The sequence below is a fragment of the uncultured Megasphaera sp. genome, assembly GCF_958350005.1.
Lineage (GTDB): Bacteria > Bacillota > Negativicutes > Veillonellales > Megasphaeraceae > Megasphaera.
Genome location: NZ_CATWFF010000054.1, coordinates 1 through 11,859, shown reverse-complemented (window position 1 = coordinate 11,859; position 11,859 = coordinate 1). Strand labels below are relative to the sequence as shown.

The 11,859-nt window shown below is 50.7% G+C and carries 11 protein-coding genes; 3 read left to right on the top strand and 8 right to left on the bottom strand.

Annotation, left to right across the window (positions count from 1 at the left end):
- From selA to selB, 3 genes are all read right to left on the bottom strand, one after another.
- Positions 1–851 (bottom strand): L-seryl-tRNA(Sec) selenium transferase (selA, locus tag Q3886_RS04725; protein WP_301860018.1); only part of this gene is annotated, 851 nt, incomplete at its 3' end.
- Between the two features lie 81 nt (positions 852–932).
- Complete coding sequence (gene purB / locus Q3886_RS04720; protein ID WP_301860017.1) at positions 933–2,225, bottom strand: adenylosuccinate lyase; 1,293 nt, start codon at positions 2,223–2,225, stop codon at positions 933–935.
- 83 nt (positions 2,226–2,308) lie between these two features.
- Positions 2,309–4,204 carry a selenocysteine-specific translation elongation factor gene (gene selB / locus Q3886_RS04715; protein WP_301860016.1) on the bottom strand — a complete coding sequence of 632 codons (1,896 nt, stop codon included), beginning with the start codon at positions 4,202–4,204 and terminating at the stop codon, positions 2,309–2,311.
- 284 nt (positions 4,205–4,488) lie between these two features.
- Here selB and Q3886_RS04710 point away from each other — a divergent pair, with 284 nt between their 5' ends.
- The 3 genes from Q3886_RS04710 to Q3886_RS04700 are packed head-to-tail and all read left to right on the top strand — an operon-like array spanning position 4,489 to position 6,833.
- Positions 4,489–5,760 carry a double-cubane-cluster-containing anaerobic reductase gene (locus Q3886_RS04710; RefSeq protein ID WP_301860015.1) on the top strand — a complete coding sequence of 424 codons (1,272 nt, stop codon included), beginning with the start codon at positions 4,489–4,491 and terminating at the stop codon, positions 5,758–5,760.
- A gap of 1 nt (position 5,761) precedes the next feature.
- Positions 5,762–6,025: a DUF3343 domain-containing protein gene (locus Q3886_RS04705; RefSeq protein WP_301860014.1), complete on the top strand. Its 264-nt coding sequence runs from the start codon at positions 5,762–5,764 to the stop codon at positions 6,023–6,025.
- Between the two features lie 19 nt (positions 6,026–6,044).
- A complete protein-coding gene (locus Q3886_RS04700; RefSeq protein WP_301860013.1) occupies positions 6,045–6,833 on the top strand; it encodes an acyl-CoA dehydratase activase in 789 nt (262 codons plus the stop codon).
- On the opposite strand, the gene Q3886_RS04695 is transcribed toward Q3886_RS04700, so the two are convergent.
- The 5 genes from Q3886_RS04695 to Q3886_RS04675 form a co-directional block, all read right to left on the bottom strand.
- Positions 6,823–7,437, bottom strand: a complete 615-nt coding sequence (locus Q3886_RS04695; protein ID WP_301860012.1) for an AAA family ATPase — start codon at positions 7,435–7,437, stop codon at positions 6,823–6,825. The genes Q3886_RS04700 and Q3886_RS04695 overlap by 11 nt on opposite strands.
- Positions 7,438–7,482: 45 nt before the next feature.
- Positions 7,483–8,205, bottom strand: coding sequence for an amino acid ABC transporter ATP-binding protein (locus Q3886_RS04690; protein ID WP_301860019.1), 723 nt, complete (start codon positions 8,203–8,205; stop codon positions 7,483–7,485).
- An 8-nt stretch (positions 8,206–8,213) separates the two neighbouring features.
- Positions 8,214–8,873 (bottom strand): amino acid ABC transporter permease, encoded by a 660-nt coding sequence (locus Q3886_RS04685; RefSeq protein WP_301860011.1) that lies wholly within the window; start codon positions 8,871–8,873, stop codon positions 8,214–8,216.
- A gap of 88 nt (positions 8,874–8,961) precedes the next feature.
- Positions 8,962–9,747 (bottom strand): ABC transporter substrate-binding protein, encoded by a 786-nt coding sequence (locus tag Q3886_RS04680; protein WP_301860010.1) that lies wholly within the window; start codon positions 9,745–9,747, stop codon positions 8,962–8,964.
- 271 nt (positions 9,748–10,018) lie between these two features.
- Positions 10,019–11,746, bottom strand: coding sequence for a proline--tRNA ligase (locus Q3886_RS04675; protein WP_301860009.1), 1,728 nt, complete (start codon positions 11,744–11,746; stop codon positions 10,019–10,021).
- Positions 11,747–11,859: the final 113 nt, after the last annotated feature.

The following is an 11,859-nucleotide window of genomic DNA, read 5'->3' as shown; positions in this document are numbered from 1 at the left end:
GTTTCCCGCACTGTCGGCTCGTAAGGCAGGCCCAGTTTCTGCATATCCCAGAGCAGGCCGCTGCCCAGATCATTAATAAAGGGCAGGCCCTGTTCATGGGCCAAATCGGCCAGATCAGCCATGGGCACGCTTTCTGTAAAGCCAATAATCCGGTAATTGCTCGTATGGACCTTCATAATTGCGCCGGTCTGCTCCGTAATGGCATCTGCATAATCGCGCAAATGGGCCTTGTTCGTCGTCCCTACTTCCCGGATGACGCCGCCGCTGCGTTCGATAACGTCGGGAATGCGGAACATGCCGCCAATTTCCACGAGTTCTCCCCGGGAAATGACGATTTCCCGCCCTGGCGCCAGCGTCGACAGGACCAGCAAGACGGCAGCAGCGTTATTGTTGACTACGAGAACGTCTTCTGCGCCGGTCAGCTGGCAGAGCAGCTCCTGTACATGGCGGTACCGCGTTCCCCGCTTCCCCTGGTCAAGGTCATATTCTAAATTCGAGTACGAAGACGCTACGGATGCAGCATATTCCGCCGCTTTCCGGCTTAGCAGAGCCCGGCCCAGATTGGTGTGGAGCACCGTTCCCGTCGCATTAATGACCTTTCGCAGGTGCGGCGCATACTGTCGGCTCAGTACCTGCTGCACCAGCCCTTCCCATTCCTGAGCGGCCAGCCCTTCCTCCTGTCTGCCGCTGACAATCGCAGTGCGCACGTCCTGCAGAACCTGTTGGACTGCCTTCTTGACGGCCTGCCGCGAAACAGACCGCTCCAGCTGTACAGCCCAGGGCTGTTCCAGCAGCACATCGACCTTGGGCAGCCCTTTCAGCAGGGCCTGTTGTTCATTTGTCACATTCATCCCTCCTCTATATAGGAAAACTGCACTGACCAGAGCCAATGTGTCTCCTGCCAGTGCAGTCAGTACATGCGTTACGGGCGATTATAAACCAAAGCGGGCAAAAATCGTATCGACATGGCTCAACATCTTATGGACATCAAAGCAGGCTTCGATTTCTTCGTTGGTCATGACCGTTGCAATATCTTTATCTTTCTTGAGGTTTTCCAGGAAGTCTTCCCCTTCAAGCCAGCGCTTCATGGCATTGCGCTGTACCCAGCGGTATGCCTGTTCGCGGACAGCACCTTTTTCTACCAGTGTATTGAGCAGAATAGGGCTGTAAATGAGACCGCCTGTAAGATTCAGATCCTTGAGCATCTTATCAGGATATACGATGAGGCGGTCAATGACGCGCGTAAAGGTCTGCAGCATATAATCGAGGGCAATGGTGCTGTCCGGCAGAATAATCCGTTCAACAGACGAGTGGGAAATATCCCGTTCGTGCCACAGGGCAACGTCTTCCAAGGCAGCCTGAGCATTGCCGCGAATGACGCGGGCCAGGCCGCACATGCGTTCACACGTAATGGGGTTGCGCTTATGCGGCATAATGGAAGAGCCCTTCTGTTTCGGGCTGAAATATTCTTCTGCTTCCCGCACTTCCGTACGCTGGAGGTGGCGGATTTCGGTCGCAAATTTATCGATAGAGCTGGCAATGACAGCCAGGGTCGTTACGTATTCAGCATGACGGTCGCGCTGCAGGGTCTGCGATGAAATCGGCGAAGCGGCAATGCCCAGATGTTCGCATACGTATTTTTCTACAAAGGGGTCAATATCGGCATAGGTACCGACAGCGCCGGAAATCTTGCCGACAGAAATCGTTTTCTTGGCCCGTTTCATCCGTTCAATATTGCGTTCCGTTTCAGCCAGCCAGTTGCACAGCTTGAGGCCAAACGTCGTCGCTTCGGCATGAATGCCGTGGGTACGGCCAATGCACGGCGTATATTTAAATTCAACAGCGCGGCGGCGCAGGACGTCGCGGAAAGCTTCCAGATCCTGGATCAAAATATCGGAAGCCTGTTTCAGCATATAGCCCAGAGCCGTATCCTTTACGTCTGTAGAGGTCAGGCCGAGGTGGACGTATTTGCCGGCATCGCCGATATTTTCCGACAACGTGGAAACGAAAGCAGCTATATCATGATGGGTTTCCGCTTCAATTTCGTGGATCCGATCGACAGAAAACTTCGCTTTTTCACGAATTTCCCTGGCCGCTTCTTTCGGGACATTACCCAGTTCTGCCTGAGCTTCGCTGGCCAGGATTTCGACCTGTTTCATCGTATCCCATTCGTTGTATTCGGTCCAAATATGACCCATTTCCGGTTTCGTATAGCGTTCAATCACGTTGAATCTCTCCTTTTGCATCGATGAGTATGGTTAACAGCAACTCTAATTTATTATACACTATCTGTTTCTTCGTAGCTAGTTTATTTCGTGCCTTTTTTCCCTAAGACCCGGTAATTTTCCACTCTCCTGGTTACTTCTGCCGCATCGGCATATTCCAGAATCAGCATGGACGACTTGCGGCTCGATTCTGTAATATCGCGGAAATCGCCAAGAGTCATTTTTCCGTGTTCTTTAATATAGGCAATCATCTTGGCTACCGCTTCATCATATACTGATTTGGCAATGACATATTCCGGCGTCAGGAATACGACGGAATCACCGCGAAGAGCTTCCAGAACGGCTCCGGCATCCTTGTCAGCTGCAGCCAGATCTTCTGCTTTCAGCGGCGTAAATCCGGACTGCTGCAGTTTTTGTTCAATCTTTTTCCGCAGTGCCTGCTGGGCCGGCGAAAAGACGACGTGGAATTTGGCAGCTGCTATATACTTGTCTTCCATGCGGCAGGCCTGGGTTGCCGTCATGAGCTGAATAAAGACGGATATACTTTTTTCCGGCATCATCTTCCGCAGGCGGGAACGGAATTCTTCTACAGCCATGCCTTTCCGCAGGGGATATTTCTGATGATATGCCAGCAAGTACTGCAGCGCCTGGCCGCGCATTTTTTTATACACGTCACAGTGAATATATCCGGCTGCCGTTTCTTCAACAGCACCTTCAGCTGCCAGATGGGCCATAATGGGACGGACTTCGTCTTCACTGGTCCGCAAATAGGCGGCAATATCGGCAAGAGGCGCAAACATGTCCCGCGTATTGCGGAGAAAATCGGCAACAACATCTTCCAGATTGCCTTCTTCTTTGGTCTTCAGGCTTTCCAGCACTTCCGCCTTGAAACGGCGATGTTTTTTAGGTGCTGCATCGAGGACTTCACCGCCGCCAATCGTATGTACCGGGGAATAGGACCGCAGGATAAAGCGGTCTCCCGTCTTAACTACGGCTTCTTCTTCCAGGCGCAGCTGCAGGAACCCTTCGCCGCCCGGCACGATGGCATCTGTACCGATAGGCACGATGCGGGCCATAATTTCCCGCGTGCCCACGAGAAGGCGCACCCGTTCCCACAGGCCCATGGCAGCGGGAGCACTGCGCAGACACTGCACTTTGGCATCGATCATCCACGTCGGTTCCAGGGACGGCGATTTGGACAGAACATCGCCGCGATGAATTTCATCAATGCCGATATTAGCCAGATTCAGGGCCGTGCGATGCGGTGCATAGGCCTGCTGCACATTTTGTTCGTGAACCTGTATATTGCGGACCCGCGTTTTCTTTTCACTGGGATAGACCGTCAGCTCATCGCCAATCTGCACCGGTCCGTCCAGCAAGGTTCCCGTTACGACCGTGCCAAAGCCTTTGACACTGAATACGCGGTCTACGTTCAGGCGGGCATCGCCCCGTTCTTCCCGCTGCGGATGCGATTCTACCCATTCCTGAATCTTGGCTTTCAGCTCATCCAGCCCTTTGCCGCTGACAGCATCAGTTTCGATAAGTTCCGCATCGGCCAGCGGCGTCTGTGCCAGCTGTTCACGAATATCGGCAATAACGAGCTCCCGCATTTCTTCGTCTACCGTGTCGACTTTGGTGAGAACAATAAAAAAGTCCTGAATCCCCAGGAGCGTCAGAATATCGATATGTTCCCGTGTCTGCGGCATAACCCCTTCGCCGGCATCGATGACCAGCAGGACAAGGTTGATGCCGGGAAGACCGGCTACCATGTTTTTAATAAACCGTTCATGGCCGGGAACATCGACAATGCCGACGCGCTGGCCATCGGGCAGATCCAGATAGGCAAAGCCCAGATTAATTGACAGGCCCCGCGCCTTTTCTTCTTTCGTCGTATCCGTTTCAATTCCCGTCAGCGCCTTGATCAGTGTAGACTTACCGTGGTCTACATGACCGGCCGTGGCAATGACAATATTGGTCACATCTATTCCTCCTAACACCGTTGTGCCCTTGTATATAGTGGTACAGGCCTATTTTTCTATTGTCATTGTAATATAAAAAAGGGGGCATGACAACAACTCTTCCGTTTGCCGACCAGCCAGGCGATTGAATATGTTGACGAATTCAGGACTCATCTCATTCAAGAGTTTCCACTATCATTCAAAACACCCTTCATTTACACGATTTTTCCGTTTTGCTATACTGAATATATATGATAAATTAGCATGGTAAATATAATATTTATTAACAGAAAGGATGATGTATCATGACAGACAGACACGCCATGTGGAAAGACCTGGGAATGGATCTGGAAGCACACGACTTATTATGCGCAGCCCTGCCCGGTGCCTTTGGCGACATATTCTTATCCCAGGAAAACCGGCCTGACGGCATGGCCTTTTACGATATGGTCGTTTCCGATATTCACGGCATACGGCCGGCAGAACTGCTGGAAGAACAGAAAAAAGGTCGGAAAGTCTTCGGCACATTCTGTCTGTACGTACCGGACGAACTGATTATCGCTGCTGACGGCATCGTAACAGGCCTGTGCGGCGGCTCTCAGTTCTGGGTACCTGCCGGCGAAAAGGTACTACCCAAAAACATGTGTCCCCTCATCAAAGCTTCCGTCGGCGCCCGCCTGGGTCGGACCTGTCCGTTCTTTCGCATTGCCGACATGTACGTCGGCGAAACGACCTGTGACGGCAAGAAAAAGGCCTGGGAAATTCTCGGTGAAGACGTGCCCATGTATGTGCTGGACATGCCGCAGATGAAACGGCTCAAAGATATTGCCAAATGGGCAGGAGAGCTGCAGGAGTTCAAAACAGTAGTGGAACGCTTTACAGGCCGGGAGATTACTGTTGAATCCCTCCACGAGGCCATTGTCCTGCTCAATGAACGCCGCAAAGCCCTGGGCCGGGTCTATGCCTGCCGCAAAGCCGATCCTGCTCCGATTAGCGGCAAAGATACGCTGCTCATGACGCAGATCGCCTTTTTTGATGATCCCGCCCGCTGTGCAGCTCAGGCCAATGCCCTGGCTGATGAGCTGGAAGAACGGGTTCGCCAGGGACAGGGCGTATTCCCGAAAGGAACCAAACGCATTCTCCTCACCGGCACGCCCATGGCTATACCGAACTGGAAAATGCACCACCTTATCGAAACGTCCGGCGCTGTCGTGGTCTGTGAAGAATGCTGTACAGGAACGCGCTATTTTGAACATCTCGTAGACGATACGGCAACAACGATAGACGGACAGATTCTCGCCCTGGCAGAGCGGTACATGAAAAACAACTGTGCCTGCTTTACTCCCAACAAAGGCCGTATAGATGACATTATCCGCCTGGCCCGCGAATACCATGCTGACGGCGTCATCGACGTCAGTCTAAAATTCTGTACCCTCTATGATACAGAAGGACGGGATGTCAAGAGGGCGCTGAAAGAAGCGGGCCTGCCGGTTCTGCACCTGGAAACGGACTATGATGATATGGATGCGGAACAGCTTCGCACGCGCATAGGCGCTTTTATTGAAATGCTGGGTTGAAATGAAACAAATAACAGATTATTATGTCCTGTTCAAAACGCATACTGATGCCATGGCACTCTATCAGGCAGCCCGCAGACGCGGGCTGTCTGTAAAAATATCGCCGACACCGCGCCAGGCCTCTGTCTGCTGCGGCGTGTCCCTGCTCGTAGAAGCAGACACGCTGCCGGCACTGCGGCAGTGCATTGCCGACACCGGCGCGGCCTATGAAAAAATTGTTCCCCTGCCCCGGCAAATCGATGCGCATCGCGATTCATTCTGCTGACCTGAGGAGGTACATATATATGAACAATCACTGGTATATCGGCATAGATATTGGCTCAACAGCAGCAAAAGCGGTGGCCATAGGTCCGGATACGACACTGCGCATCGTCGTGCCTACGGGCTGGAGCAGTCTGGAAACGGCGGCACTCCTGAAAGAGGAACTGCAAAAGCGAGGCGTACCGGCAGAAGGCTGTCCTGTCGTCGCCACAGGCTATGGCCGCAATGCCGTCAGCTATGCTGATAAGAAAGTAACGGAAATTACCTGCCATGCTGCGGGCTGTGCCAGTCTGCACCCGACATGTACAGTCATCGACGTAGGCGGTCAGGATACAAAGGCCATCCATATTCAGGACGGCACTGTAGATGACTTCATTATGAATGATAAATGTTCTGCCGGTACGGGAAAATTCATCGAAATCATGGCCAATCGCCTGGGCTGTACTATTGACAGTCTCTTTGCCCTGGCCCAGGAAGGAACGCCCATTGCCATCAGTTCCCTGTGCACAGTCTTTGCCGAGTCCGAAATTACGGGCTATATCGGCCAGGGAACGGCGCGGCCGGATATTGCAGCCGGCATCGTCAGCAGCGTTGCCGAAAAAGTAGCCTCTCTGGCCTGCCAGATTCCCATCGACGATCCGGTACTGCTTACAGGCGGCTTAAGCCATATTGCCTATTTCACGACAGTATTACAGCAAAAACTCCAGCATACCGTCCAATCCTTTCCCAATGGACGATATGCTGGAGCCTACGGTGCCGCTCTTCTTGCCAAAAACCTCGTTCCGGCAGGAAGAAGGGATCTTAATCGCTGATGTTTCGTGATGAAAATTTCTTGACAATCAGTTCCGTCAAATACTGAGCTGTATTTTCTACGCCCAGGATGCTGCTGTCAATCATGAGATCGTTGTAATGAAAATCGCCAGGCAGGTAATGAGCATACCGCATCTGATAGGCGTCACGGGCCCGGTCGACCTGACGAATCATGGCCTTGGCCGTATCTTCATCCATTTTCAGGCGTTCAATGCAGTTTTCCAGGCGCTTGCGGTATGGTGCATAAATGAAGACGCGCAGGACATGCTTCGTACAGCGCAGAATATAGTCAGAGCAGCGGCCAACGATAATGCACGACTGGCCATCGGCAATATCGAGGATGATCTGCTTCTGAACCTGAAAGATTTCATCCTGCTTTTTCGATTCTCCCCGCCCCAGGGGGAAGCACATATTCCAGAACCTGGGTCTGGCCGCCGATTCTTCCAGATCGCTGGCAATAGATAAGGACATATTCAGCTTCTGTGCCGTCGCTTCAATAATATCGCGGTCATAAAACTCAACATTCAGCTGCTGAGCCATTTCCCGGGCAATAGGGCGGCCCATGCTGCCAAATTGCCGGTTAATGGTAATGACAAATTTTTCCATTCTATCCCTCTTCTCTTTGTACCGTTTCGTATGCAGCAGCGTACATTATGCCAGGAACCGGGCCAAGAAGGTTTTCGCCCGGTCCGTCTTGGGATGGGAGAAGAAATCTGCCGGTGCCATATCTTCCTGCACAACGCTGTCGGCCATGAAAATAATCCGGTCTGATACATCGCGGGCAAAGGCCATTTCATGGGTAACGATGACCATAGCCATGCCGTGATCGGCCAGACTGCGCATGACATCCAGGACGCCGCCGACCAGTTCCGGGTCCAGCGCCGATGTCGGTTCGTCGAACAAGATCATTTTCGGCTTCATGGCCAGAGCCCGGGCAATGGCCACACGCTGCTGCTGGCCGCCGGAAAGCATGTCCGGCATTTTTTCGGCTTTATCAGCCATATCGACTTTCTTCAGCATTTCCATAGCCAAGTCGTGGGCATCGGATTTGCTCATCTTTTTGACGCTCTGCAGGGCCAGCATGACATTGCCGACAACACTGCGCAGCGGGAACAGATTAAAGTGCTGGAACACCATGGTTACGTCTTCGCGCATCTTGCGGATATCGTAGCCTTTCGTCAGAATGCTGTCGCCATTATATTTAATATCGCCGCCAGTCGGCACTTCCAGCAGATTCAGGCACCGCAGGAGGGTACTCTTGCCGGCGCCGGACGGCCCCAGAATACACGTAACTTCATCTTTGAAATCCAGGCTGATATCATTCAGCACCAGGTTATCGCCATATTGTTTTTTCAGATGATTCAGTTCTATCATAGTATCTTTCATTTTATGCCCGCTCCCATCTTCTGTTCACACATATTCAGGACAAAGGTCAGAATAGAAATTAATACAAGGTAAAAGATTGCCAGTACACTGTAGCTTTCTACAAATTCAAAGGTAGACGATGCATACTGACCAGCCTGGTATGTCATTTCAGCAACACCGATAATTGTCAGAATGGATGTATCTTTTACGGTAATAATAAACTGATTGCCCAGAGCCGGCAGCATGGTCCGGAAGGCCATGGGGAAAATAAGCTTGGTAATGATCTGGACTTTCGTCATGCCCAGAGACAGACCCGCTTCCCACTGTCCTTTCGGTACTTCCAGAATAGCGCCGCGGACAATTTCCGATATATAAGCGCCGGCATTCAGTGATACGCAGAGGATACCAGCCGCTTCATGGGACAGGCTGACGCCGAAGACTTTCGGTACGACGAAGTAAATATACAGGGCCTGTACCAGAATAGGCGTACTGCGTATGATCCAGATATAAAAGGTACTGATCGATTTTAAAATTTTAATATGTCGGGCCCGGGAAAAACCGGTAACCAAACCGATGATATAACCGAAGATGATACTGCTCACAGAAATGACAACTGTCCAGAGCAACCCTTTCGTAATGACGCCGACAATCGTGCCCAGATTCTCCGTACTAAACATGAATGATTCCCCCTATACCCCTCTATATGAGAACGTTCCCGGCAAAATGGCTATTCTGCCGGGAACGTATTCACTATACTGCCACTAATTAGATATTCAGCCATTTATCTTTCAGTTTATCAATTGTGCCGTCTGCCTGCAGTTCTTTCAGGGCTTTATCCAGCTCTGCTTTATACGGGCTGTTCTTCGGCAGTGCAAAGCCATCAGGAATCTTGCTCGTTTCATCGCCTAACAGCGTCAGGCCGCTTTCAGGATGTTTTTTAATGTAATAAACGGCATTCGGCTTATCCTGCATGAGTGCATCGGCTTTCCCCTGTTCTACTTCCAGGAACGCTGCCGAAACGGCCGGGAATACGACGATTTCCGAATCTTTGCAGTTTTCCATGACATATTTATGAGCAGCCGTCCCTTTTTCTACGGCAATCTTCTTGCCTTTCAGGCCGTCAACGGACGTAATGCCCGAATCTTTCTTAACGATGAACTGCAGGCCTGCTTCCATATAGGCATCGGTGAAGTCCATCTTTTTCTTCCGGTCTTCTGTAATGCAGACCTGGCCCATGCCAATATCATATTCGCCATTCTGCATAGCCATGAACAGGTTATCATATTCAGTCGGCGTAATTTCATAAGTAAATCCAGTTTTCTTTGACAGTGCTTCAATCAGATCCACATCGAAGCCCATGAGTTTGCCACTGTCATCTTTAAATGAGAAAGGTGCATAAATACCTGTGCCAATTTTTAATTTTGCCCCTTTCAGGCTCTTGCTGGCATTGGCTGAATCAGAGCTTCCTCCTCCGCAGCCAGTCAGCATTGCTGCTACCGTAACGACACCCATTGCTACTGCGATTGCCTTTTTCAACGATTTCCCCATCATACTAATTCTCCCCTCTCCGTGACAGCTGTTCGTATACGGCAACTACCTGATACGCAAAAAGGCGCTTATTTTCAATAGAAAATAAACGCCTTTATTTATTCGTGCCGCATATTTTGTTGTTTAACCTAACAGCTAATTCACATTCACCTTTTGTTATATCCGAGATAGGATTCTTAACTTTTCCTCTCGATGTGTAAATTATACTTCACTTTATAAAATTTTGCAACACTTATTTATTGACTAGTTTTTTTCAATCTTTTTCCGGAGAAGATTACATTCTTTTAGCCCGCAGATCGCTGAGGATTTCCTGTACACGCTGCGCAGCCTGTGTTTCCGGCACAAATTCCACATCGCCTGTACGACGGACCTTAATTTCCACTGTACCATTGGTTTTGTATTCTTTGCCCAGAATGATCTGAACAGGATAGCCAATGAGATCGGCGTCGTTAAATTTAACGCCTGCCCGTTCATCCCGGTCGTCCAGCATGATTTCGCTGGAGTGAGCCGTCATTTCCCCATACAGTTCCTTTGCCTTGCCCATGAGAGCGTCATCCTGTACGTTGACCGGAATGATGACAACTTCATAGGGAGCAATAGAAACAGGCCACATAATACCTTTATCATCATGAAGCTGTTCAATAGCAGCTGCCATGGTACGGGTTACGCCAATGCCGTAACAGCCCATGACATACGGTTTTGCTTCGCCGTTCTGATCGAGGAACGTAGCATGAAGGGCTTCCGAATACTTCGTGCCGAGACCAAATACCTGACCTACTTCGATGCCCTGCGTCAGTTTGACCGGAGCGCCGCATTCCGGGCAGCCGTCGTGTTCCGTAATCAGGCGGATCGTCGTAACCTTAACATCTTTGAAGTCCCGCGACGGCGTAACATAGCGATAGTGATAGCCGTCTTTATTGGCGCCAGTAACGCCGTTATATACATTCATAGCCGTCGGATCGACGAGGATGACGAAGTCATCGCCCTGCGGGCCGGCATTCAGGGGGCTCATATAGCCCGGAACCAGGCCGTGTGCTTTCAGCAGGTCTTCCGAAGCAGGCTGTACGTCGTTACCGCCGACAAAGTTCTGTACAGCAACGTCATTGACATCATGATCGCCGCGAACCATGCACAGCACCAGTTTGCCGTCAATATCAAAGGCTACGGCCTTGATCGTCTTTTCAATAGGTGTATGCGTAATTTCTACGAGGTCATGAATGGTTGCACAATGCTGCGTTTCAAACAGTTCCATGTCATGCAGTTCTTCCGGCTGTGCTTCCAGCGTCTTAGGAACGGCTTTTTCCACGTTGGCAGCGAACTGGCACTTCGTGCAGATGACGACATCAGCTTCGCCGGAGTCAGCGAGGGCCATAAATTCATGGCTGTAATTGCCGCCAATCTGTCCGGAATCAGCCAGAACAGGACGGTAGTTCAGACCGCAGCGGTCAAAAATACGGGTATAGGCATCATACATGTTTTCATAGCTCTTGATCATGCCTTCCCGGTCGACGTCAAAGGAATAGGCGTCTTTCATGACAAATTCACGACTGCGCATGAGACCGAAACGGGGACGGATTTCATCACGGTATTTATTCTGCATCTGATACAGGTTAACCGGCAGCTGTTTATACGAGCGAAGTTCATTGCGAACCAGCGTCGTAATCAGTTCTTCATGGGTCGGTGCCAGGCAGTATTCATTGTCGTGGCGATCCCGCAGCTTGAACATTTCCGCGCCATATACATCCCAACGGCCTGTTTCCCGCCAGATTTCTGCAGGCTGTACAATAGGCATCATAATTTCCTGTGCGCCTGATGCATCCATTTCTTCCCGGACGATCTGTTCGATTTTCAAAACAACGCGCCGGCCCATAGGCAGAAACGAATACAAACCGGATGCACTTTTGCGCAGCATCCCTGCTTTCAGCATAAATTTATGGCTCGCAACATCTGCTTCTGCCGGATCATCCCGAAGGGTAGGGCAGTACAATTTTGAAGCTAACATGTAAAAACCTCCTCGTTTACTTTTAAACATGAAATACTAATTATTGAAAGTAACCTAAGAAACGGATGACAGTCGCCTGTCCTGCACAGCTCTTGAAAAGTTGACTTTTTGAA